This is a genomic window from Staphylococcus sp. HMSC061G12, from assembly GCF_001838465.1.
Taxonomy (GTDB): Bacteria; Bacillota; Bacilli; order Staphylococcales; family Staphylococcaceae; genus Staphylococcus; species Staphylococcus simulans.
On sequence record NZ_KV836998.1, the window covers coordinates 24,456 to 48,488 of the forward strand.

Sequence of the window (24,033 nt, forward strand, 5' to 3'; positions counted from 1 at the left end):
TATGGTCATATTTACCATATATTCAGTTTTGTTAACTTATATTATTTTCTGCATGCAGTCATTAACTAAACAATTCTCTAATTCATTTTAACTTGAACTGACTTATCTTAATTACCGTGGATCTTCATCTTAATTTATTCAAACTACAAATCTAAGTTCAAATCACATATCTCATTATTATAAATCAGCTTAGTCATTTCTAATTGCTATTATGAAACGCCATTGGTATTTATCCATCATATCTAATTCTCATTGCAGCTCAGAGCGTCTCTCAGCATCTTATTTTATAATAAATACCTTATTTACGTTCACATTATCCATCTTTGACATTACTTAAATCAATCCAGATTAAACATCGTTAATCATACCATTTTAATTATAACTACTTAGCGTCATCTGTATAATTATCCGTAATGTTAATTCTCGATGCAATACAGAGGCTCTCTCAGCATTCAAATTTTCCAATAACTGCATTTATAATGCTTAAACACCAATATCTAAACATACTCAATCAATCCTTATATGCAATGATTTTAAATATGATAACACTAATTAGTTTACATAACATAAATATATTTAATTCTATCTTTTACAGTCATTTAGCTTTCCAAACAACTAAACCTCTTAATTTTTAGCTATTTATCGCTAAATAACTGTATACATTAATCACTTGATGCTAAAATCGATGAATGTTTTAACACGCTGAATCAAAAAGTTGATAATAAATTTAATGCATTAGATGGTAGAATTGTTAAACTTGATACAAAGTTTGACGATTTCCAAAAAAGCTCAAATACTCAGTTCAAATGGTTAATGACAACTATGCTCAGCATGATTCTAATAGTTCTTGGTGTATTTGTTTATATAACGTTTTTTATATTTTGAGGCTTATTTTAAGTCACTTAATCCCCTCTGGTATTACTTATTTATAACTCCTCTCCTTATGCATTTATATATATTTGCATACCTTCTTACCAATTTAAGTAAGGAGTATTCTATTTAACTTCACTTTAAATACCATTTAATTATACAATTTACTTCTTTTGTTGATTATCATCTTATTTTAACTATTTATGAATTTTTTAACATGTAATTTTTCGTTAAAGGGTATATACTAATGTATATAATTCATGAAAGAGGTGTTAAAATTGTCTACTAATCACTTTAGATGGTCAAGTTTAATCATCGGTTTATTATTCGCATTGATTGGAATTTTAAGCGTGAGCTTCCCTGTCGAAAACTTAACAGTCATCACTTGGTTATTCGGGATTTTCTTCATATTTAATGGTATTGCTGAATTATTCTTCAGACGTTTAACAAAAGCTTTTGTAGGTATTGCTAGCGGCTGGTTAATGATACTTGGTATTCTTAATATTATTTTCGGTATTTTATTTATTGTTTTTACTAATGTAGGTCAAGTCGCAATTATTTATATGCTGGCATTTTGGTTTATCTTTTCATCTGCATTAGGTGTCTTTACTGTGACACCAGTAGAGCGTACAAATAAGGTATATCACTTTTTCTCATTACTCGTTAATATCATTGGTATTATCGCAGGTATCATTTTATTGTTCAATCCATTAATAGGTGCATTTTTAATCGCTTTCTTTGTTGGTTTCACTTTCCTATTAATCGGTTTAAACTATGTATTTGACGCATTTGCGCACTAATTAAATCAAAAAAACGTGCTTTCTTCAAAATTTGATGAGGAAAGCACGTTTTTTATTATGTTAGGTTGCTTCTTAAAAGCATTTATTTTTTTACTTTTTGACGGATGTTATTCAACGTATTGAAAATCCAATATTTCACTTTTTGAATTGGTTTATAGAAATCTCCGATTAATTCTTCAATTTGTACATTGAAGCCGCGTTTGAAGCGGTACACACCATAGTCTTCACTATCTTCAGTGAAATCACCTGATAAACCATAGAAATTATAACGATCATAACCATGTTCGAAGCAATAGTTAATCATGAACCAATGCATCATATAAGGTCCCATATATTGATTATATTTCTCTGAAGAACCACCAGAGAAGTAGTTCACTTCATAGGCATTTGCGAAATAAACACCTGCAGCTAAATCTAGAATTGAACCATCTGTTTGTCGCAATTCGCTCGCTTTCAGCAATTCTTTTTGGTCATGTTCAATTTGTTTATCCAACTCTGAGATTTTCTTCAATTGTTTATCAGATTTATTTTCTTTCGCCATCATTTGATCACGACGGCCTTCTTTATCATTTAATGACTCTTGTAACGATGTGATGTACTCATCTAAATCAATATAAGCTAATGGGATTAATACTTTATCACCATAGTGCTCAATGAAGTTTTTGAAGTACTCATCTGTTTTTGAAACGAAACCAGCACGTTCTTCAGTTTCACGGTATAACTTGAAGAATTTATCTAGTTCGTCTTCACCTAAGAAACGAACTTTTACCCCATAATTAATTGACTTATTGATATTACGTTTACGTTGGCTATCAAATTGTTTTTTAAGAGAGGCTGGTGTTTCGTCTTTAAGATCTAAGACACCCATCCAACGCACTTGGCTTGAAGTGTCGTATTTTGTTGTGAAGCCATGGTGATGATAACCGTGTGATTTAAATAAGTTCACAAGTGCATCATTTTGTTCACGACTTGGGAATGGGTTTACGTCTTTATCATAAATTTGGTAAATCCAATATGGATCTAATTTCACATATAAGCAATTATGCTGACGCAAGTATTTCTCTAACTCACGTAAATAAAACTCTACAAGACCTAAATCGCTATAGTCCATGACCGGGCCACGGTTTGAATAATAAACATAACTTCCCATTGTAGGAATTTTAGAGAATAAACTTGCTGCAATCACACGGTTGTCGATGTCTTTAATCCCTAATAATACAACTTCAAAACCGTCTGCTTCTCTTGTGCCGATATTTTCTTTCGTTTGAAAATAATGGCTTTCTAGCGATGGATTCTGCACAAAATTGTCATATTCTTTAACTGTCAACTCTGTAAATTTCATTTCTTTATTTCCCTTCTACCTTATGTTTATCTATCTTTGATTTTCTTAAGCGTTGTATAAAGTTTATACATCGGCTTATTAATCGGTGCAATAAAGTCTCCAACATATTCAATTACATCTGCGTTAAATCCTTTTTTGAACTTCACAACGCCTGCATCCTCAGCGTCTTCAGTAAAGTGGCCGCTGATACCATAGAAGTTATAACGATCGATACCATGGTTGATCGCATAGTTGATCATTTCCCATTGCACTGCATAACTTCCCGCAAAGTGACGGTATTCATTCGCAGTACCACCTGCATAATAAACCACTTCAAATGGATTAATAATAAAGAATCCAGCTGAAATCGGTAGTTCATTACCATGTTTTTGTTGTAAGTCGCGCGCTTCAGCAACTTTTTGATGATGTGCTTCTAATTGTTGTTCAAGGTTTTCTTTTTTGCGTGCAGCTTTTTGGTTCTCAGGATTTTTGTTCAAGTCTTTCTCAGCTTTATTGATTTCTTTTTCTAAATTCTTTTGTTCAGCGTTCAATTCATTAATATACTCTTCAAAATCAATGTAAGCCATCGGTACTAAGACACGATTTTTATAGTGTTTTAGTCTGTGATAATAGAAGTCGTCTTCACGATCATCAAAGTCTTTCGCTTCTGCAGTATCTTCCATAAATTTACGGAAAATATGCATTTCATCTTCACCTAAGAAGCGGACTTTTACACCATTACGTTTTACTTTTTTCGTATTACGTTTACGTAGACTATCCATACCTTTTAAAACATCTTGTGGTGTTTTATCTTTTAAATCTAATACAGAATGGAAACGAATTTGAATAATCGGATCAAAGCCAGTTGTAAAGCCTTGATGGATATAACCCAGTTGTTCCATTTTATCAAATATCCAATCATGACCGGCATTTCCTGTAATCTCACCATCATGGTTACGGTATTGATATGGTAAATATGGATCTACTCTTAAATATAATGCATTGTATTGTTTAACATATGCCTTTAATTCTCTAAAGAAGTAATGGACTAATTCTTTATTATCATAATCAATGACCGGCCCACGGTTTGAATAGAAATATTTAAAGAATTTCATTACTGGCACAGCTGTAAGTAAACATGCTGCAATGACATTGTCATCTTTGTCTTTCACCCCGACAAGATGTGTTTCTGTACCTTCTGCAACTTTCAACTCATAGTTGCCTACCATTTGTGTAAAATGGCTATACGGCATTTTATCTGTAAAATCTCCAAATTCAGCTGTAGTTAAATTGGTAAACTTCATAATTTCAATAACTCCTAATTCGTATTCTCTATCTTTTAATTTCTTATTGGTATCAATTTTCAATCTTCATTATTATACAATACCCAAAAGGAAAACTAAAATTGAAACCTTTCATTTCTGTTGTTTTATTATGTATGTTAAGCAAGAATTCAACTTCTTACAACTATTCTGGTTCGCCTTTAAGTAAGTACCTTGTGTAATAACCTTGCTCATCTATCATAACACGCACACGTGTCAAACCGTTATCAAAACCACTATATATAAAGCGAAAATCAGAGTCTGAGACAGACCCTGATTTAAAAAAACATTTTATGATTGTGCAGTTGTTTTATTTTCATCTAATGCTTTACGAATACTTTGTAAGTAACCTCTTGTTGTTGCTTCTTCGTCATTTGCGAAACGTTTGACGATTTCACTGCCAATGACTGCACCATCAGCGAAACGTGTCACTTCTGCGACTTGTTCTGGTGTTCTGATACCGAATCCTGCTACAACAGGTACATTTGCTTTTTCTTGAATGAATGCAATTTTTTGTTGTAATTCTGGGTGGAACGCTCCATTATCTCCAGTTGTCGCATTCATTGTTACAGTATAGATGAATCCTTCAGCATGTGCTGCGATGTGTTCAATACGTTCGTTTGAAGCGGTCATAGCAATTAATGAGATGATATTGACTTTGCGATCAGGGAAACGTGCTTTGAGTTGTTCTGCAAGTTCAAATGGTAAATCCGGAATAATTAAACCGTATACACCTGCTGCCTCACAGTCTTCTAGAAATGCTGCTTCTCCATAATGTAATATCACATTATAGTAAGTCATTAAGACATATTTAGACCCTTGTAATTCATCTTTATGTGCTTTAAGCTCATCTAAAATCACGCGTGCACTCATACCTTCTTTAATTGCCTTACTGCCTGCATCCATAATTGTTGGACCATCTGCGACAGGATCTGAAAATGGTAGGCCGATTTCAACAATATCTGCCCCTTCTTCTTGTAAGACTTTTAAATTATCAATGAATTTTTTGTTACCCATAATATAAGGAATAAATAGTTTACTCATGACCTTCACCTCGTTCTTGTGTATATTTACGAATTGTATCCATGTCTTTATCTCCTCGACCTGAAACAGTAACAACAATAATTTCATCTTTGCCCATTGTCGGTGCTAATTTTTCTACGTAACTTAAGGCATGTGCACTTTCAATTGCTGGAATAATGCCTTCTGCTTTCGTAAATCTGATTAAAGCTTCCATCGCTTCTTCATCTGATGCACTTGGGTATTCCGCACGACCAATATCATGGTAGTAACTATGCTCAGGTCCAATACCTGGATAATCTAGACCCGCTGAAATAGAGTGTGCTAAACCGATTTGACCGTTGTCATCTTGTAATAGATACATTTTCGTACCATGTAAGACACCAACAGAGCCTTTACCGATTGCTAAAGCATGTTTTTCTGTGTCTTCACCTTCACCTGCAGCTTCTACACCATACAATTTTACGTCTTTATCTTGTACAAAAGGATAGAACGTACCAATTGAGTTAGAACCGCCGCCTACACATGCAACTACTGCGTCAGGTAAACGACCTTCTTTTTCTAAAATTTGTGATTTAATTTCATTGCCGATGACACTTTGGAAATCACGAACCATTGTTGGGAACGGATCTGGTCCTAATGCTGAACCTAATAAATAGTGTGTATCGTCAACGTGGCTGACCCAATATTGTAACGCCTTGTTCACCGCATCCGATAATGTACCTTGACCATCTGTCACAGACACTACTTTGGCACCTAATAATTCAATTCTGAATACGTTCAATGCTTGACGTTGGATATCTTCTTCACCCATGAAAACCACAAGTTCCATATCAAAGAGTGCTGCTACGGTTGCACTGGCTACACCATGTTGGCCTGCACCTGTTTCAGCAACCAATTTACGTTTGCCCATACGTTTAGCTAGTAAGGCTTGACCTAAAGCATTATTAATTTTATGTGCGCCTGTATGGTTTAAGTCTTCGCGTTTTAAATAAATTTTTGCGCCACCTAACTCTTCTGTATAGGATTTCGCATAAGTTAAAGGTGTTTCACGTCCTACATAATCTTTTAAATAGTAATCTAATTCTTGTTGGAATTCGGGATCATTTTTAGCTTCATCATAAGCCTGTCTTAATTCTTGAATCGCTGGCATTAATGTTTCTGGGACATAGCGTCCGCCATAATTACCAAAGAATCCAAGTTCATCTACTTCAGTTTGAATGGGTTGTGTTGTTTCGTTCGTCATTTTTATCTCTCTCCTTAATATAATTTGAAATTTGTTTCATTGCTTGTGGATCTTTTCGACCTTCTACTTCAATGCCACTTGCGATGTCGAATCCTGTTGTTTGAATATCGAGTTGTTCGAATTGTTGAATCTTCTCTAAATCCATACCGCCTGCCACTAAATACGGAACATCTGAGAGTTGTTTCAGTAATTGCCAATCAAATGATTGACCAGTGCCGCCATAATGGATGGAAGGTGTATCGATAATAAATAAATCTACTTCGTTTCGATAAGTTTCAATGGCTTCAACTAGTTCAGAACTTGCTGGAAGTGCTTTGTATATTTGAATGCCAGGATATTGTGAGTTGCACCATCGTAATAGTGCAACATCTTCATGTCCGTGAAATTGAATCGTATCAATATTTGTTTCTTCTATAAGTTTTGCAACAATTTCCTTTGTTGGATTAACGACCACTACTACTTTATGAATCTTTTCAGGTACAAGTTTTGTTAATTGTGCAATGTCTTCTATACTTTGATGACGTTTACTTTTGGGATAGTGGATAAAGCCTATCGCATCTATATCATTCTCTATGGCTCGTGTAACATCGTCTTCTGATTGAAACCCGCAATATTTTAAGAACATCTTACTGCTCCTTTTTTAACTGTAAGCTTGGTAAGAATTGAGATAAATCATCACACTTCATAAGTGATTCACCAACTAAGATGCCATCTATACCTGACCCTACAATTTTTTCGACGTCTTCTTGTGTATGAATGCCGCTTTCTGAAATATAGTAATAACCATCTTTTTTATTCTCTAGTATTTCATTAGTGTGTTCGACATTCGTCACAAAACGTGTTAAATCACGGTTGTTTACACCAATAATATCTGGCGCAAGTTGATAAGCTCTCGCTAATTCTTGCTTACTGTGTACTTCTACTAACACATCTAAATCTAAAGACTTCGCATATTGATAAAGTTCATGCATTTGTTGATCATCTAAAATATTGACGATGAGTAAAATGATGGATGCACCTGCACGATATGCCACATCAATTTGAATCGGTTCTATCATAAAGTCTTTACATAATACAGGTAATGTCGTTTCTTTTGTAAGTTTATTTAAGCGTTCATAACTGCCGCCGAAATAATATTCATCAGTCAGGATAGAAATTGCTTGTGCACCGTAGGCTTCATAATCTTTAACTTGTTGTGTCAAATCTCGATCAGGTAATTTCTTAACTGAAGGACTTTTAGATTTAATTTCTGCGATGACTGATAAATGACTGCGTTCTTTTAAACGTTCACTTAATTTCTTTTTATATTTAACATTGGTTACTGGAAGTGTACGTAGTAAACGATCATAGTACCCTTCTTCTAATAACGATTTCTTATATTCAACAATGTCATCCAATATAGTCATACACTTGCCCTCCTGTTTTTTTATATTGAGCAAAAGCTTTACCTTCATCGATTAATTGTTGTGCTAATGTCACACCTTCTTGAATCGAATCTGCTTTTTCCGCGACATATAATGCGATACCAGCATTTAATACCACGACATCACGTTTACTTGAATGATCTTTGCCAGTTAAAATATTTAAGGCAATTTCTAAGTTTTCTGCAGGTGTGCCGCCTTTTAATGTTTCATTACTTGCTGGTGTTAAGCCCACATCTTCAGCATTTAAATGATAAGACGTAATACCTGTTTCTTGGTTCACTTCATAAATAATGTTTTCTCCAGACAATGTCGCTTCGTCCATTCCGTTTGCGCCGTGTAACACGATGGCACGTTTTCGACCTAAATCATAGAGTGTTTCAGCCATTGGTTTCACAAACTCTGGATTGTAAACCCCTACGACTTGATACTCTAATTTGAATGGATGAATCATAGGTCCTAAGATGTTAAAGATGGTTGGACCTTCTAACATTTTGCGAATCGGTTGGATATATTTCATGACCGGATACGTGTCTGTCGCATTTAAAAAGGCTAAACCTGTTTCTTGCATTCTTGTTTCAACATCAGCGACTTGCGAACTAGCGATTCCCATTTTATTGAGTAAGTCACTGCTGCCTGAAGCGGATGTGATACTGCGATTGCCGTGTTTTAGTACGTTGACACCTGCTGCAGCGACGATGAAAGAAGCGGTTGTTGAAATATTGAAGCTATTTGATTTATCGCCACCTGTACCACATACACACATAGCACCAGGGTAAACCGGTTGTACAGGATACATCGTTTGAATCATTGCTGCTACTAAATAAGTGACTTCTGTTTGATTTAATGGGCGAGCAGTATAATCACGTAACAATTCTGCTTTTGTTTCATTATCAATATCCGGGTTTATTAACGTTTGGATAAATGTATTAATGTCTTGTTGCGTTAAGTTCGGTTGTGTTTGGATTTTTTGAATAAGTGTCATGGCTGCTAGCCCCTTTCTCAACGAGTTTAATAAAGTTATGAATAATCTCAGTTCCATGTTCAGTCGCAAAAGATTCTGGATGATACTGGATACCATAATGTGGTTTATCTTGATGTTCGAAAGATTGAATACAATCCGTTGTTTCTCCTGTAATAACTAATGATTCTGGGAATGTTTCTGGATCGCTGATGAGCGAATGGTAACGCATGATTTTAAATGCTTCAGGCAACCCTTCGTATAAGACTGTCGGTTTTAATTGGTGCATCGTATCAATCTTGCCATGTAAGACACTGGCACCTTGGATAACATGTCCTTTGTAGTAACATGTCAAGGCCTGTGCACCTAAGCAGATACCTAAAATCGGCAAGTCTTCAAAATGTTTAATAATACGATTTAAGTCGTCTGTATCTTCAGGATGACCAGGTCCCGGTGAAATAATCACCGCATCTGGCTTTAAATCAAAGACTGTCGGATCATCAGGGTATTTCACCACGACATCTGTGTAACCTGCTACGATATTCACTAAGTTATAAGTAAATGAGTCATAATTATCTACGATTAATATCATGGTGTAACCTCCAATAAGCTTTTCGCTTTAAGTTTCGTTTCTTCTAATTCTTTTTCAGGTATTGAATCATATACAACACCACATCCTGCCTCTACATCTACATACGTCTCATCAATTAACATCGTACGAATCGCTAAAGCGAAATCTAAATCGTGATTGCAGTTGATATAACCGACACCACCGCTGTAAACGCCACGTTTATACGGATGTGCTTCATAGATACGTTCAATTGCTCTGAGTTTTGGTGCACCCGATACCGTGCCTGTTGGTAATAAGCTTGCGATAATGTCCATAGGTGACATTTTTTCATTTAGCTGCCCAGTTACGACACTGACGATATGCATCACGTGTTCATATTTTTCAATTTCCATTAAACGTTCAATTTTAGATGTTCCTGTCTTACTGACACGATGAATATCATTTCTTCCTAAATCTACTAACATACGATGTTCACTTAACTCTTTTTCATCACTTAACAATTGCTGTGCATTAGCTTCGTCTTCTTCAGGTGTTTGTCCTCTTTTGATTGTTCCGGCAATTGGATTAGTAACAACTTCATTACCTTTAACTTTGACGAAACTTTCAGGTGAACTTCCGACGATAATCGGTTCATCGATATTTAAGTAATACATATATGGACTTGGATTTTGACGTTTCAACTTACGATACAGTTGATAAGATAAGTCATGTAATTTATCGCCGAACTCATGTTTATAACGATAAATTCTTGAAGGGACAACTTGGAACATATCTCCCTCAGTAATTAACTGTTTAAATTTCGAAATATTTTGAATAAATTGATTATCCTGAATATTCGGAATAATATCTTTTTGACTTGGCACAAAAGAAGTATCCGGCTGATACAATTTAACATTTTGTAAAGCATCTATTTGTTGGCTTACTCTTTTTTCAATCGCTTCAGGTGGCTCATTCGAGAATAAGTTTGTAGATATCACATACAAGTATTCTTTATAATGATCAAATACATATACATTTTCAATCATGTATAAATGAACATCAGTTTGATTTGGTTTGTCAGCTACTTGTCTTTTCTTTAGTACTGGAAATTCATGTCTGACTAAATCAAAACTACATGAGCCGATAAATCCTGAAATAAATGGTAGATCTTTTAATAAGTCCTCTTCAATCTCTGCGTAATAGCTTTGAACATAATCTTTAAGTCTTTGATAAGGTTGTTTCGTTTCTGAGATTGTTTGTTCTGGTGTTTTTATTGTAAGTTCATCTTCAGTCAATATCACCTCACCGTATATATCAAAGGCAACGACTGAATAACGACCTTTAGTTTTATTTTGACTTGCACTTTCTAAAATAATTTTTCGCTCTGCTAATTGTGCTAATGCTTCAGGGGTAATATCAGCATTTAATCTCTTGTATACTACATCCATTATGTTAATTCTCCTCCCATAATAAAAAGCGTCCTTGTTTGTTGTAACAAGGACGCTTTTGGCGCGGTACCACCTTTATTAGCCATCAGTTTGATGACCCACTCATACTTGATTGAATTGTCAGCTTCCAACAAAACCCAATTCATTAGGCAGCGAGGTTAGTTTGCATCAACCACTAACTTTCTGAATTTACTCTAACTGCTTAACTACTTCATTTTATCTCTTCACTGTATTTCTCTTTTTCTTTTTAACTCAATATAAAAACACCACAATAACGCTCTTCCGATAAGGACGCGTTACCGTGGTGCCACCTTAGTTCAACATTTTCATGTTCTTATTCATTATTTAAATTGTTGATCTTGCACATTAAAAGCCCAATTCACATTATATGTCGTACTGATTTACATCAACCATCAGTTTTCTGTGTGCTACAAATCATATAAGCTACGTTTACTTCTAACGTCGTTTGCAATGTACTTTGAATAATACACGCTCTTTTTTGGGTTGTCAACACATAAATTCAAAAATTCTAACTATTTCGAATTAATCTTCAACCATTTCTGAATAAAGATAGACTTCAAGTAAACGCTGTGTCGCTTTGATTGAATCAAGATGCGTACGCTCTAACGCATGTGAAGATTCGATACCCGCACCAAATAAACCGTGTTTTATATCTGCTCCTGCGCGTAACGCAGCTGAAGCGTCTGAGCCATAGTAAGGATAAATATCAACTTTGTATGGAATATTATTTTCTTTCGCCAATTGTGTAAGATGTTGGCGTAATTTTTTATGATATGGTCCTGATGCATCTTTAGCACAAATCGACACTGTATATTCGTCTGACATTTGACCATCACCTAACGCACCCATATCAAATGCAATGTATTCATTCACTTTACCTGGAATTGACGCATTCGCACCATAACCGATTTCTTCATTATTTGAAATAAAGAAGTGTGTCGTATAAGGCAATGTTTTATCATTGTTGCTATAGTCTTCTAAGAAATCCATAATCATCGCAACACTTGCCTTGTCATCTAAATGACGAGATTTAATAAAGTCATTCTCTGTAATGATTGTTCTAGTATCTAAACTTACAAAGTCCCCTACTTCAATACCTAATTGGCGTGTATCTTCTTCATTATGTGTTACCGCATCAATTCTGATTTCCATATGTTCTTTATCTCGTGGAATATTATGGTTGTCTTTATAAACATGAACTGAAGTTTCATGTAAACAAATAGTGCCTGTATAGTTTTTACCTGAATCTGTATGAATCGTACAGTATTCACCTTCAATTGCGTTGAACGCATAACCGCCAATCAACTCAATACCTAAGCGACCATCTTCTTTAATTTCTTTGACCATTGCGCCTAAAGTATCTACATGTGCAGTAATACAACGATGATCTACATCATTTTCACCTTTAACTGTAATCATCAATGCACCTTTATTTGTCACATAAGTCGGATACCCTAAATCCTCCGCAAAAGATTGCACATACTCTATAGCTTGATAAGCATCACCTGATGGGCTTGGAATTTCGGTTAATGTTTTAATAGTTTCAAAAATATTTTTTGACATAAAAGACCCCTCCTTACTCTTATTGTACCGATTAATTTTCCAAATAGAAATTAAAATAGATAAGTGAAAGACCTTGCACCATTTGAAAATATACACTATAATATCGCTATTCTGAAAATTTAGACAGAGGTGAGTCTTTTGACTAAAAATATTTTATTTGTTGGTTTAGGTTTAATCGGAGGCAGTTTAGCTACCAATTTCAAGTACTTTCATGATGATGTCAATATCATCGCCTATGATTCTAATCCAAGTCAACTTGATAAAGCCCTATCTATTGGGATTATTGATGAAAAAGTATTAGATTATGAAGCAGCAGTAGCAAAAGCAGACATTATCATTTATGCAACACCTGTCCAACAAACCGTTCAATATCTAAAGACTCTTACAAATTTGTCTACAAAACCTGGGTTGATCATTACAGATACTGGAAGCACTAAAGGGACAATTCAAGCCTTTGAAAAACAATTACTAGCAGAGAACATTCACTTGATCGGAGGACATCCAATGGCCGGCAGCCACAAATCAGGCATCTTAAACGCTAAAAAGAATTTATTCGAAAATGCTTACTACATGCTGGTGCATTCAGAAAAAGACAACGATGCAGCTTCAGAAGAAATTAAACAGTTACTCCAAGCCACACGCGCAAAAGTCATTGCTACATCACCTGAAGAACATGATTTTGTGACGAGTATTGTCAGTCATATTCCTCATATCGCTGCAGCATCTTTAGTCAATTTAAGTTTAAATCATGATCAAGATTCCCCGTTAATTAAACAGTTAGCAGCTGGTGGTTTCCGAGATATCACACGTATTGCCAGCAGCAGTCCTGAAATGTGGAGCGATATTATGCATGAGAATAAAGCATATATCTTATCTGGTATCGAAGAATGGCAAACACAACTCGCCCTACTCGCTTCACAAATCAAAAATGACGATAACGAAGGTATTTATCAATTTTTCGAGCAAGCACGTGAGTACCGTAATCAGTTACCAGCGAAAAAACCAGGTGCTGTGTCTAGTTCTTACGAATTATACGTCGACATCCCTGACGAACCTGGTATGATCAGCAAAGTAACATCTATACTAAGTTTACATAATATTTCTATAAGTAACATTAATATTGTGGAAGTCAGAGAAGATATCTATGGTGCATTACGCATCAGTTTCAAAACACCTGAAGATCGTGAACTTGGCATTAAAGCCTTAAATGAATTCGATACTTACAGTCTATAAATCATTAAAAGCTCCCTTCAAAGCATACATCAAGCTTTATAGGGAGCTTTCTTTACATTTTATGGCCTGCCATAAGACCTAAGCGTCCGTATTTCGTACCAGCATCTGTATAAGATATGGCTTTTGAAACAATACCTTTACCATATTTTTCTTGTAGTTGATCAATTGCTTTCGCTAAAGCTTCACTTCGTTTTCTTTCATACTCATCTACAAATAGATTTAATTGTTGAATACCTTCAGGCACAAATTGTGTTAATGAAACACTGAGCGTGCGATAAAGCAGCTCTTTTTCGCATAATTGATTTGCCCACTTTTCTACGCCTTTCCAAATCTCTTTTTCCAAATTTGTCGGTTCGTCTAATGTGAACTGTTTATGCACGCCTCCACCATCTTTATAACCAAAAGAAAAATGAATAGTACGTGCACGCATTTTACGTAATCTAACGCGCATTGCTACATCTTCAATTAACTCTTGCATGACGACTTTCGCATCTTCATACGTATAGTCGTGCATTAATATCTGACTCTTACAAATCGATGGATTGGTAATTTTATGTTTCTCCCGTATTTTACTTTGATCAATCCCATGTGCATGCAGATGTAAATCAATCCCTTTAATTCCGAAATCTCGTTTTAAGTATTGATAAGGATAATGTGCTAAATCACCAATCGTAAATATCCCACGCTTATTCAATTTCTTTTCGGTACGTGTATTGATTCCCCAAAACTTATGCAACGGTTGGATATTCCATAACTTCTCTGGCACATTTTGATAGCGCCATTCCGCAATGCGATTATCATTATGTTTTGCTTCAATATCCATCGCAAGTTTACTCAGCAACATATTTGAACCGATACCGATTGTACAGTATATCTGTGTCTGTTCATAAATTTCTTTCATCAATTTGATACAAAATGAATGGACGGTACTACTGAAGCGATGATAACTGTCTGTCACATCCATAAAAAATTCATCAATACTATACTGATGCAAATCTTCAGGTGGTACATACTGCAAAGCAATTTTAGAAATCATAATCGAAACGTCCAGATATTTACGCATACTGGGATTAATAATATAAATATCATTGCGGTGCGGAATTTCAAACAATCTTGAACCTGTGGTTATACCGATGGCTTTTAATGGCGGTGTTGCTGCTAATACAACAGAACCTTGTCGTTTTGTATCAGCGACCACCGCAAGCTTTGTCTTTAAAGGATCTAAACCTTTTGAGATACACGATACACTCGCAAAGAAGCTTTTTTGGTCAATACATAAAATATCTCTATCCTCTAATAAATGGTAATCATACATTGTAACACCCCCGCTTCTGATACTTTTAGTATATACGAACATTTGTTCTTATTCAATACTAAAGAGAACAAATGTTCTGTTTTAAAAATTATTATATTCCTAATCTCTTCGATACATTAGTGGTATAATAAACTTACATCAAACAAGGGAGGCGTTCTCATGCCATTAGTAAACATTAAATTAATCGAAGGTCGTACAGACGAACAATTAAAAGCATTAGTGAAAGAAGTAACAGATGCTGTAGAAAAAACTACAAATGCTGATCGCAACGCTATCAGTGTAGTATTAGAAGAAATGAAACCAACACATTACGGTGTCGGCGGCGTTAGAAAATCAGACCAATAATAAAAAAGGTGAGCAGCAGTTAATCATTAACACTAACCGCTTCTCACCTTTCTTATTTTACCTCTCTATCTCCTCTTTCACCTTTACCTCTCATCTATTTCTATCCTCTTTACTACTTACCTCTCCTTCACCTTAACTTCCTTCGTTTCACATCTCTATCCACTCTACACACACATACAGACCACCCACACCGCTTTAAACGTAAAAAAACAGCCGACACCTATATGCCGACTGCTTTCTACTCAATCCATATATTCCATCAATATGAACCAAAGTACTGCACTGTTAATTTTGTCCTTCTTTTTTCTTGTTGCTGTTATCATTGCTGTTGTCATTTAAAAATTCTTCAATTGCCTTTTTATTCGCAGGCTTATCTACTTCTAACGCACTGCCGCTTTCAGGTGTTTGAATATCTTGATAAGTCCCTTTCATCGGAACCGTTAATGTCTTCACGTCTTTATCACCGCGGATACCGAAGTTCATACCCGTTTGAATTAACGCAGAGTCTGGAATATCTGTATTCAGATAACCACGTAAAATACCTGCGACTTTAGGTAATTTGAAAATCGCACCTGGTTTTGTCATTTCTTGTTTTAACGCTTGAATCACTTGTTGTTGTCGTCTGACACGACCAAAGTCACCTTCAGGGTCATGACGAAAACGTGCATAACCTAATAACTCTTTACCATTTAAATTATGATGCCCTTTTTTCAGTGAGACACCAATTAATTCTGACATATCTTTCTCTACATCAATCGGAACACCATCAGGCGCTAACTCATCGACCATTTTCTCGAAACCTTCGAAATCCACGACCGCATAGTATTCAGGGTTAATACCATAGTTTTCAACCAAAGCTTTTCTTAAAAGCTCAGCACCGCCTAATGAATAGGCTGCATTAATTTTATAGTCTCTATATCCTGGAATTTTTGCGTATGTATCACGCATCACAGAGACCACTTTCATTTTTTTATGAATATAGTCATATTGTGCTACCATGATAGAGTCTGTTCTAGATTTACCGCCATCTGATTTGTCTGCCCCTAAGAGTAAAATAGAAATCTTACCGTCGTTTTTAACAGGACCGTTAAACTTCTCTACTTTCATATTTGAATTATGTTTTTTCGCATAATTAATACCGCTTCTATACCCAGACACCGCATATACAACCATAATAATAAATACAATTAAGATACCTAAAATCACAAACGGAAGTTTGCGCATGCGTTTCTTGGTGCGTTTCGGAAGCGATTGTTCGCCACTGCTTCGTTTATAATTGTCATTATTCGTTTCATTTGTCATTTTAACCAACCTTATACTTCAAAATTAACAGCCTATGTAATATAATTAATACATACTAAAGTTATATAATTTTCTTTTAAAAATCAAGTATTTTCTAAGCAAATGGTACTAAGGTCCCATAAAAAGAAAGGATAGATTGAATGAATATCAATACAGCTTATTTTGCCGGGGGATGCTTTTGGTGCATGACTAAACCTTTCGATACCTTTGATGGTGTTGAAAAAGTTACATCCGGCTACATGGGAGGCACTGTTGATCATCCCACGTATGAACAAGTTAAAACAGGTCAAACCGGTCATTTAGAAACCGTTAAAATAGAGTACGACGTTGCCTTAATTTCATACAATAAATTACTTGAGATTTTCTTTTCAGTCATCGATCCTACCGACGCTGAAGGTCAATATCAAGATCGAGGCTCACAGTACCGTACAGCTATATTCTATACTAATGAAGACCAACAAGAAACCGCTGAACAATATATCGAGTCATTAAAATCAACTATCAACAAAGATAAAGCTGTTGCGACGAAGGTTTTACCTGTTGCGACATTCTATGAAGCAGAAACATATCATCAAGACTTCTATAAAAAGAATCCAGAACGTTATCAAGAAGAACAAGCACAACGTGAAGCCATCAAACAACAACGTAAAGACTCATAAGCTGATTATCATATAAAAATGCGCAAGCTCATCATAATGACTGATGACAGACTTGCGCATTTTTTCTATGCTTTATTTTGTTTTAGAATTGATTCTGCTGTTTGGTCTGCATTTGACCAACGCGATGCATACATCATATCCGTCCAGTTTTGGAATAATTGTTGCGCATAAGAAATCCAATGGGCTGGCAACAAGTCTAGAGAATCTCCTCTGAAGTAGTTTTTAGGTTTAACTGCGGTTTCTTTTGACTTATCACTATCACGTTTAAATTCATTTAACAACGTATCATTCTCATATTCAAAATGACCGCCGATAAATAAATCTGTTTGATTGCGATTAGAGATAAAGTCTATACCCGTATACGGACTATACGTAATCACATTTAAGTCTTCTTCTTCCATGACTTCTCCTGGATCCATATAAGAACCTCTAGATTGCGGAATAATGTATTCTGGTATTTCAGATAACGCAGGATGTGCTTGTAAAATATGATAGCGATAAATTCCAGTGAGTTTCTTTTTAAACATTCGCTTATGAATACCGTAGCGATAATTCAAAGCAAATTGCGCACCCCAGCAAATAAACAAACGTTGTTTCACATGTGTATTCGACCAATCAAAAATCTTTCTTAATTCCTCGATGTAATAGACTTCAGAGAAATCAAGATGTTCTACAGGAGCCCCTGTCATAATCATGCCATCGTAATGGCGATGTTTGACAGCTTCAAACGTTTTATAATACTGTTCTGCATGATTATAAGAAGCAGACTGCGATTTGTGAGTAACCGGATAGATGAAGTCAACATTAATTGCGTGGCTCGTCAAACCAAGCAGTCTCAGCAACTGTCTTTCAGCATCTTGTTTCACCGGCATCAAATTAACAATCAATAAATTCAAACCTTCAGGTATACGCTTCTCTTTAAATTCGATTTGCTCTGTTTTTAGTACAGGCAGAATCGGAACGCTATCAATAAACAACATCTTAAATCGCGTCTAATCCTTTTTCTAAGTCAGCGATAATATCATCAATATGTTCAAGACCGATAGACACACGGATTGTTTCAGGTGTAATACCTGCTTTCAATTGATCTTCTTCATTTAATTGTGCGTGTGTTGTAGAAGCCGGATGAATCACTAATGATTTCGCATCGCCGACGTTCGCAAGTAAAGAGAAGAGTTCTAAAGATTCGATAAATTTAATGCCTGCGTCATAACCGCCTTTGACACCGAAAGTGAAAATAGAGCTTGCACCTTTAGGTAAATATTTTTCTTTTAAATCATAGTATTCGCTTGATGGTAAGCCTGCATATTTAACCCATTCAACTTTGTCATGGTTTTCTAAGAATTTCGCAACTTTTTCTGCGTTTTCAACATGACGTTCAACACGTAATGATAATGTTTCTAAACCTTGTAGTAATAAGAAAGCATTAAATGGAGAAAGTGCTGCACCTGTATCACGTAATAATGTTGTTCTGACTTTGAATGCTAAAGCAGCTGGTCCGAACGCTTCAGTGAACACTAAATTGTGATAAGATGGATCAGGTTCTGTTAAGCTTGGGAATTTATCGTTTTGTGTCCAATCGAAGTTACCGCCATCAACGACAACACCACCCATTGAAATACCATGACCACCAATAAATTTAGTCGCTGAATGTACCACAATGTTCGCACCGTATTTGATTGGTTGGATTAAGTATGGAGAAGCAAATGTATTATCAACAATTAACGGAATACCCGCTTCATGTGCAATTTCTGCTAACTTTTCGATATCTTCAACATTACCTTCAGGGTTACCGATTGTTTCGATATAAAGTGCTTTTGTATTCTCTTTAATCGCATTTTTAACTTCATCAAAGTTTTTGCTGTCTACGATTGAAACATCAATACCGAATTTAGGTAACGTATGTGCAAATAATGTATGTGTACCACCGTATAACGTAGAGCTTGCGACAATGTGATCACCTGCATCTGCAACAGTTTGAATCGCATATGTGATTGCAGCCATACCTGAAGCTACCGCAACCCCAGCGACACCGCCTTCAAGTTCTGCTACACGTGTTTCAAACACTGCTACTGTCGGGTTTGTTAAACGTGAGTAAATATTACCTAATTCTTTTAAGCCGAATAAGTTCGCCGCATGTTGTGTATCATCAAATGTGAAAGATGTTGTTTGATAAATCGGTACTGCTCTCGAATGCGATGCTTCATCTACCTCTTGTCCTGCGTGTAATTGTAACGTTTCGAATTTAAAATCATTTGTCATGTTCATTTCCTCCTTAAATGTAAAAAACGAGCCTACCTGAAAAAGATAGACTCGCTACGGGCTTATCTTTCAGGTCTTCACCTGCTGGAATTAGCACCTAACTTAAATAGGTTGCCTGGTATCGTAGGGCCAGTCCCTCCACCATTCTTGATAAGTTTTTTTATTAATTTATTCAGAGTATAGACTGAAATTCAGACAATGTCAATAGACTTTTCTTAGTTTTCTGAATTTTGGATTAAAATAAAATATTTGGATAACAAAGTTTACATACGTTTAATCGTAAACCATTAAAAAAAGACCGAGACTTTTTTGGCCTCGATCTTTATATGCACCTTGCAGTATGAAACGGTTCAACTAGTGTTTAGAGCGAATCACTAACAATACTTTAATCATACTTTGCCATAAAGAACTATGTCTTGAGTAAACTAAATATCGTGGTTCCCACTCTGGTTTGAATTTATCTTTATAACGTCTTAAACCGCTGAAGCGATATAACGTATTAAAGTTATCAAAGATTTTACCTGCGACACGTTCATTCCAATATGAGTATTCATTTTGACCGACATTAGATAAGGTCGCCATACCCATGTTAAATGCTTTGTAGCCTTTTTCTTGGCTCCATAACAACATATGCAGATAGAGCGCATCCATCAACGGTAAATCTACATCTGGCAACCAACGAATTAAATCTACTGAAATGGAATCATTGTAATACGTCGGCATTAAACTGCAGAATGCGATGACACGGCCATTTTCTTCTTTTAGAATTCCAATCGGTGCTTTAGATAAATAATCATGTGTGAAACGGCCGACTGAGAAATGCATTTCATTTTTACCGTCTAACCATTGATCACTAATATCTTCTAACTCTTTAAGGAATTCATCTGTATATGGCGGTTCTATAATCTCAAAATGGACATTTTGATCTTCTAGTTTATTTAACGTTGCTCTGAATCCTCTGCGTTTTTTACCAGAAGTTGTAAATGTTGTTAAATCAATGACCGCTTCTTCACCCAATTTAAAGAACTGGTTACCAAAATCATGATATAGCGGCATATGACGATTTGTCGCTTGATAGAAAATCACTTCATAACCCAAATCTCTAGCATAATGGTACAACGATTCAAACAAATCATTAAATCGTTTAGGATTACCAATCGGATCACCTAATACCACAATACAGTTAAGTTTAAAGCGATACATCACAAACGCTTCTTTCGATTCATCCATATACACAGTTTTATCTCCACTATGAAGCAAATGGCTTAAATAGTTGCCGCCGAATTTTTCGATAATCGCTTCACACTGTTCGATATCATTGGCTGGATAATCTTTACGATACGCATTTTCAAATAACCAGACAATAAACGTCACGATAATAATAACCACCAGAATGGTCAACCATAAGTAATAACGTAACATTGAGTTATCTACTTCAATACGATAAGCATCTACCGCATCTAATACAAAGACAATCATATAGTGATTCAGTGTCAACATAACAATACTAATAATCAGCATTGAAACTATATGGCGTAAACGAATCGGACGTTTTAAGACTTGTGCTTTCATAAAGGCATAAATCAATAAACCAAATACCACAAGCAACCACGTAATTAATAAAAATGAGGTATTCGTATACACTGTAATCACAAAGATCAACACGATAGAAACCATCGCAAATAATATGGCTCTGCGGCTTTGTTTAAAGATACCGCGAACGTTCAACATCAGAATTAAACAAGCACTCGTATGAATCGTCACCACAATATAATAAAACATATGGTTCGGATCATATAAGCCTTCATAAATAATACTGACGTTATTTAAGATAAAGACTAAACTCGTAAACATGACCAGTACCGCTAAAGAAAGCGATGGAATTTTAGAAGTGATAGATTTTTGATATGAAAATAAAAATGAAGTCACTTCTTTTGCTGGTGTATAGTACTTCGATTGTTCAATATAACGTTTAGCTGAAGTACCGAACTCAAACATTGATAAGATTAACGCAATAATCATTGGAATGATATAATACGCAAAACGATATAACATCAACGCTAAGACAATTTTTTCTTCTGGTAAATTCAAGTGCTTCAAGCCGACTAAAATCACGACATCAAATGCCCCGAAACCACCAGGAATAAAACTGATTAACCCGGCAATCGCCGCAATAATAAAGATACCGACAAATGATGTGAATGACACATCTAAGTTGACAATTCGTAATGCAAAATAGAGTACAAAACTTGCGGCTAACCATTCCACACCTGACACTAGTGTTAAATAGACACCTGTAAAACGGCGAGACAGTTCTACTGGTTTTTTAATTGTGATAAAGATAAATACAGGCAAGAAACATGCGACCACATAGAGTAAAACATGTACTACTGGATAATCATTCAGTAAATGTTTCGCATTAAAGACATGGGTCACGACTAGAATCGACAGCATGCTTAAACCAGTCAACATCGATAATAAAACCAATGAAATATAATGCAATAACGTTTTCGTATCTTTCACGTAAGGTTTATAGACTGATAGACGTGCACCCGCACCTATAAAGCCTCCAAATCCGATAATAGAATTCAACGCATTGATAATATAGCTGACACGTAATACTTTAAATAAAGACATTTTCAATTTTAAAGTCCGTACCATCGTCACATCATACAGGCTTAATAATAATATAGATAAGCCACCAGCAACTAACAGACTCGTTAATTCAACACGATTCAATTTTTCAAACAGTACAAATAATTTTTTAAAGTTCATGGTTGAGAGTTCTTTGTATAAAGTCGTCACAACTAAGATAAAAAGAACAGTCGCAAACACAATTTTCGCACCGGTGATTAATCGACCTTTTAATTGTTTTGACATTGTTTCCCTCAATTCCTCACACCATTTCAAGCAATTCATGAAATGATTTATAATATACCAAAATGTTACCACATAACTATATGTCAAAGCACCAAAAAAATAAGACATGACACCTAACAAAAGTGTCATGCCTTATACGTTACTTTACTTCAATTGATTATTCGGATTATCTGCCCACTCATCATCAGCAACTTCATAAGGTCCTGAATCTTGACCATAATAACGGTTATAACGACGTTTATACATACCGAATAAGTGTGTGACTAACACTTTAATGACCGCATAACCAGGAATTGCGAGAATGACACCCACAATACCAAGTAAATTACCTGCACATAATAATACAAAGATAATTGTCAAAGGATGAATCTTTAATGTTTTACCCATAACGTTAGGTGAAATAAAGTGACCTTCAATAAATTGAACTGCTGTCCACACAACAATTAATTTTACTAACATAATCGGTGATGTAATCAACGCCATAATAATAGCTGGAGAAATTGCGATGGTTGGTCCTAAATAAGGAACCACACTAGTGACTGCCGCAATACTCGCTAAAACTAAGCTGTAATCTAAACCGATAATCGAATAACCGATAAAGAGTAAGATACCGATACAAAATGATACAATGATTTGACCTTGGATATATGAACCTACTTGTAAGCTCATGCTTTCAATTACTTCATGCACATCTTGACGATATTTCGGTGGCATCACTTTTGTTAAACCTGCTTTGAAGCGATGACCATCTTTTAAGAAGAAGAAGAGTACGAATGGTGTTGTGACGATAACCACACCAATATTCACAACCGCTTCAGCGATTGACATAATCTTCGTTCCGAAACCATCAAAGAAATCTGAAACCATTGTCGGTACTTTCTTCGCTATTTTATCAAGCTGATCTTGAATTTGCGTATAGAAATCAGACATACCCGCAAAATGCGACCAGCTGGTTACTTGATCAACCATTTCATTAAATTTATCTACATAACGTGGGAAGTTATGCGCGAACGTTTTGATTTGGTCGCTAATGACTGGAATTAGTAAATTAACTACTAACGCAATCACCGCTGCAGCAAAACAAAACAGAATAATAATCCCCCATAGTCTTGGGATATTATAACGTTCCATAAATTGAATAACTGGATTTAACAAGTAGAATAAGATCAAACCTAAAATAACCGGCGCTGCAATCGTATTGAATATAATCACAAACGGGTGGAATATGTACGATACTTTATCAAATATAAATATTGTTAATCCAATCATAATCAACATCAGAAGACCGAACATCAAGTTCTTGCCTCCGATAAATCTCATAAACCGTGTTTCACTCAGCGAAAAACGCTTCGGTTTATCATTATTTTCCATGTACTTCACCATTCCTTGCTATTGATTAATCATATTTTATCGCTATTTTGTAAAAAAAGAAACTTTTTATTTATCATTCCCTTCAACGCTACTCTTTACCCCTAACCCTAAAAATAAAAACTG

Annotated in this window: 20 protein-coding genes and 1 riboswitch; of the genes, 4 read left to right on the forward strand and 16 right to left on the reverse strand. The window is 35.3% G+C overall.

Annotated features, from left to right (window positions below; genetic code table 11):
* Positions 1–1,139: 1,139 nt before the first annotated feature.
* The gene (locus HMPREF2937_RS00120; protein ID WP_257245290.1) at positions 1,140–1,670 is read left to right on the forward strand and encodes an HdeD family acid-resistance protein; all 531 of its coding nucleotides are present in this window, start codon (positions 1,140–1,142) and stop codon (positions 1,668–1,670) included.
* Between the two features lie 82 nt (positions 1,671–1,752).
* On the opposite strand, the gene HMPREF2937_RS00125 is transcribed toward HMPREF2937_RS00120, so the two are convergent.
* The 10 genes from HMPREF2937_RS00125 to HMPREF2937_RS00170 all read right to left on the reverse strand — a co-directional run bounded on the left by HMPREF2937_RS00125 (position 1,753) and on the right by HMPREF2937_RS00170 (position 12,543).
* Positions 1,753–3,012, reverse strand: a complete 1,260-nt coding sequence (locus HMPREF2937_RS00125) for an aminoacyltransferase (protein WP_002480890.1) — start codon at positions 3,010–3,012, stop codon at positions 1,753–1,755.
* Between the two features lie 26 nt (positions 3,013–3,038).
* Positions 3,039–4,295 carry an aminoacyltransferase gene (locus tag HMPREF2937_RS00130; protein WP_070863777.1) on the reverse strand — a complete coding sequence of 419 codons (1,257 nt, stop codon included), beginning with the start codon at positions 4,293–4,295 and terminating at the stop codon, positions 3,039–3,041.
* A 309-nt stretch (positions 4,296–4,604) separates the two neighbouring features.
* Positions 4,605–5,357 carry a tryptophan synthase subunit alpha gene (gene trpA / locus HMPREF2937_RS00135; RefSeq protein WP_023015234.1) on the reverse strand — a complete coding sequence of 251 codons (753 nt, stop codon included), beginning with the start codon at positions 5,355–5,357 and terminating at the stop codon, positions 4,605–4,607.
* Complete coding sequence (trpB, locus tag HMPREF2937_RS00140) at positions 5,350–6,579, reverse strand: tryptophan synthase subunit beta (protein WP_070863778.1); 1,230 nt, start codon at positions 6,577–6,579, stop codon at positions 5,350–5,352. Before trpB ends, trpA begins: the two co-directional genes overlap by 8 nt.
* Positions 6,545–7,204, reverse strand: a complete 660-nt coding sequence (locus tag HMPREF2937_RS00145) for a phosphoribosylanthranilate isomerase (protein WP_070863779.1) — start codon at positions 7,202–7,204, stop codon at positions 6,545–6,547. Before HMPREF2937_RS00145 ends, trpB begins: the two co-directional genes overlap by 35 nt.
* Position 7,205: 1 nt before the next feature.
* A complete protein-coding gene (gene trpC, locus HMPREF2937_RS00150) occupies positions 7,206–7,985 on the reverse strand; it encodes an indole-3-glycerol phosphate synthase TrpC (RefSeq protein ID WP_002480885.1) in 780 nt (259 codons plus the stop codon).
* Complete coding sequence (trpD, locus tag HMPREF2937_RS00155; protein ID WP_070863780.1) at positions 7,969–8,985, reverse strand: anthranilate phosphoribosyltransferase; 1,017 nt, start codon at positions 8,983–8,985, stop codon at positions 7,969–7,971. The genes trpC and trpD overlap by 17 nt, the downstream gene beginning before the upstream one ends.
* Complete coding sequence (locus tag HMPREF2937_RS00160; protein ID WP_070863781.1) at positions 8,930–9,553, reverse strand: anthranilate synthase component II; 624 nt, start codon at positions 9,551–9,553, stop codon at positions 8,930–8,932. The genes trpD and HMPREF2937_RS00160 overlap by 56 nt, the downstream gene beginning before the upstream one ends.
* The gene (locus HMPREF2937_RS00165; protein ID WP_070863782.1) at positions 9,550–10,959 is read right to left on the reverse strand and encodes an anthranilate synthase component I; all 1,410 of its coding nucleotides are present in this window, start codon (positions 10,957–10,959) and stop codon (positions 9,550–9,552) included. The genes HMPREF2937_RS00160 and HMPREF2937_RS00165 overlap by 4 nt, the downstream gene beginning before the upstream one ends.
* A 543-nt stretch (positions 10,960–11,502) precedes the next feature.
* The gene (locus HMPREF2937_RS00170; RefSeq protein WP_070863783.1) at positions 11,503–12,543 is read right to left on the reverse strand and encodes a M42 family metallopeptidase; all 1,041 of its coding nucleotides are present in this window, start codon (positions 12,541–12,543) and stop codon (positions 11,503–11,505) included.
* A gap of 138 nt (positions 12,544–12,681) precedes the next feature.
* Between HMPREF2937_RS00170 and HMPREF2937_RS00175 the strand changes: the two genes are divergently transcribed.
* On the forward strand, positions 12,682–13,776 hold the full coding sequence (locus tag HMPREF2937_RS00175) for a prephenate dehydrogenase (RefSeq protein ID WP_002480879.1): 1,095 nt from the start codon (positions 12,682–12,684) through the stop codon (positions 13,774–13,776).
* A 52-nt stretch (positions 13,777–13,828) separates the two neighbouring features.
* Here HMPREF2937_RS00175 and HMPREF2937_RS00180 read toward each other — a convergent pair whose 3' ends face one another.
* Positions 13,829–15,091, reverse strand: coding sequence for a Y-family DNA polymerase (locus tag HMPREF2937_RS00180; protein WP_002480878.1), 1,263 nt, complete (start codon positions 15,089–15,091; stop codon positions 13,829–13,831).
* A 159-nt stretch (positions 15,092–15,250) separates the two neighbouring features.
* On the opposite strand from HMPREF2937_RS00180, the gene HMPREF2937_RS00185 reads away from it, so the two are divergent.
* Positions 15,251–15,436, forward strand: coding sequence for a 2-hydroxymuconate tautomerase (locus tag HMPREF2937_RS00185; RefSeq protein WP_002480877.1), 186 nt, complete (start codon positions 15,251–15,253; stop codon positions 15,434–15,436).
* Between the two features lie 285 nt (positions 15,437–15,721).
* On the opposite strand, the gene HMPREF2937_RS00190 is transcribed toward HMPREF2937_RS00185, so the two are convergent.
* Positions 15,722–16,738, reverse strand: coding sequence for an LCP family protein (locus HMPREF2937_RS00190; RefSeq protein ID WP_070863784.1), 1,017 nt, complete (start codon positions 16,736–16,738; stop codon positions 15,722–15,724).
* A gap of 140 nt (positions 16,739–16,878) precedes the next feature.
* Here HMPREF2937_RS00190 and msrA point away from each other — a divergent pair, with 140 nt between their 5' ends.
* Complete coding sequence (gene msrA, locus HMPREF2937_RS00195; RefSeq protein WP_002480875.1) at positions 16,879–17,397, forward strand: peptide-methionine (S)-S-oxide reductase MsrA; 519 nt, start codon at positions 16,879–16,881, stop codon at positions 17,395–17,397.
* Between the two features lie 65 nt (positions 17,398–17,462).
* On the opposite strand, the gene HMPREF2937_RS00200 is transcribed toward msrA, so the two are convergent.
* The 4 genes from HMPREF2937_RS00200 to HMPREF2937_RS00215 all read right to left on the reverse strand — a co-directional run bounded on the left by HMPREF2937_RS00200 (position 17,463) and on the right by HMPREF2937_RS00215 (position 23,910).
* Positions 17,463–18,377, reverse strand: coding sequence for a homoserine O-acetyltransferase/O-succinyltransferase family protein (locus HMPREF2937_RS00200; protein ID WP_070626727.1), 915 nt, complete (start codon positions 18,375–18,377; stop codon positions 17,463–17,465).
* 1 nt (position 18,378) lies between these two features.
* The gene (locus tag HMPREF2937_RS00205; protein WP_070863785.1) at positions 18,379–19,659 is read right to left on the reverse strand and encodes an O-acetylhomoserine aminocarboxypropyltransferase/cysteine synthase family protein; all 1,281 of its coding nucleotides are present in this window, start codon (positions 19,657–19,659) and stop codon (positions 18,379–18,381) included.
* A gap of 59 nt (positions 19,660–19,718) precedes the next feature.
* Positions 19,719–19,816: riboswitch (SAM riboswitch) on the reverse strand.
* Between the two features lie 197 nt (positions 19,817–20,013).
* Positions 20,014–22,539 carry a bifunctional lysylphosphatidylglycerol flippase/synthetase MprF gene (mprF, locus tag HMPREF2937_RS00210; RefSeq protein ID WP_070863786.1) on the reverse strand — a complete coding sequence of 842 codons (2,526 nt, stop codon included), beginning with the start codon at positions 22,537–22,539 and terminating at the stop codon, positions 20,014–20,016.
* A 144-nt stretch (positions 22,540–22,683) separates the two neighbouring features.
* Positions 22,684–23,910 carry an AI-2E family transporter gene (locus HMPREF2937_RS00215; protein WP_031262556.1) on the reverse strand — a complete coding sequence of 409 codons (1,227 nt, stop codon included), beginning with the start codon at positions 23,908–23,910 and terminating at the stop codon, positions 22,684–22,686.
* Between the last annotated feature and the right edge of the window lie 123 nt (positions 23,911–24,033).

Excerpts from the sequence above, each read along its gene's own strand:
- HMPREF2937_RS00125 (WP_002480890.1), bottom strand. The coding sequence starts at position 3,012 with ATGAAATTTACAGAGTTGACAGTTAAAGAATATGACAATTTTGTGCAG.
- HMPREF2937_RS00130 (WP_070863777.1), bottom strand. The coding sequence starts at position 4,295 with ATGAAGTTTACCAATTTAACTACAGCTGAATTTGGAGATTTTACAGAT.
- trpA (WP_023015234.1), bottom strand. The coding sequence starts at position 5,357 with ATGAGTAAACTATTTATTCCTTATATTATGGGTAACAAAAAATTCATT.
- trpB (WP_070863778.1), bottom strand. The coding sequence starts at position 6,579 with ATGACGAACGAAACAACACAACCCATTCAAACTGAAGTAGATGAACTT.
- HMPREF2937_RS00145 (WP_070863779.1), bottom strand. The coding sequence starts at position 7,204 with ATGTTCTTAAAATATTGCGGGTTTCAATCAGAAGACGATGTTACACGA.
- trpC (WP_002480885.1), bottom strand. The coding sequence starts at position 7,985 with ATGACTATATTGGATGACATTGTTGAATATAAGAAATCGTTATTAGAA.
- trpD (WP_070863780.1), bottom strand. The coding sequence starts at position 8,985 with ATGACACTTATTCAAAAAATCCAAACACAACCGAACTTAACGCAACAA.
- HMPREF2937_RS00160 (WP_070863781.1), bottom strand. The coding sequence starts at position 9,553 with ATGATATTAATCGTAGATAATTATGACTCATTTACTTATAACTTAGTG.
- HMPREF2937_RS00165 (WP_070863782.1), bottom strand. The coding sequence starts at position 10,959 with ATGGATGTAGTATACAAGAGATTAAATGCTGATATTACCCCTGAAGCA.
- HMPREF2937_RS00170 (WP_070863783.1), bottom strand. The coding sequence starts at position 12,543 with ATGTCAAAAAATATTTTTGAAACTATTAAAACATTAACCGAAATTCCA.
- HMPREF2937_RS00180 (WP_002480878.1), bottom strand. The coding sequence starts at position 15,091 with ATGTATGATTACCATTTATTAGAGGATAGAGATATTTTATGTATTGAC.
- HMPREF2937_RS00185 (WP_002480877.1), top strand. The coding sequence starts at position 15,251 with ATGCCATTAGTAAACATTAAATTAATCGAAGGTCGTACAGACGAACAA.
- HMPREF2937_RS00190 (WP_070863784.1), bottom strand. The coding sequence starts at position 16,738 with ATGACAAATGAAACGAATAATGACAATTATAAACGAAGCAGTGGCGAA.
- msrA (WP_002480875.1), top strand. The coding sequence starts at position 16,879 with ATGAATATCAATACAGCTTATTTTGCCGGGGGATGCTTTTGGTGCATG.
- HMPREF2937_RS00200 (WP_070626727.1), bottom strand. The coding sequence starts at position 18,377 with ATGTTGTTTATTGATAGCGTTCCGATTCTGCCTGTACTAAAAACAGAG.
- HMPREF2937_RS00205 (WP_070863785.1), bottom strand. The coding sequence starts at position 19,659 with ATGACAAATGATTTTAAATTCGAAACGTTACAATTACACGCAGGACAA.
- mprF (WP_070863786.1), bottom strand. The coding sequence starts at position 22,539 with ATGTCAAAACAATTAAAAGGTCGATTAATCACCGGTGCGAAAATTGTG.
- HMPREF2937_RS00215 (WP_031262556.1), bottom strand. The coding sequence starts at position 23,910 with ATGGAAAATAATGATAAACCGAAGCGTTTTTCGCTGAGTGAAACACGG.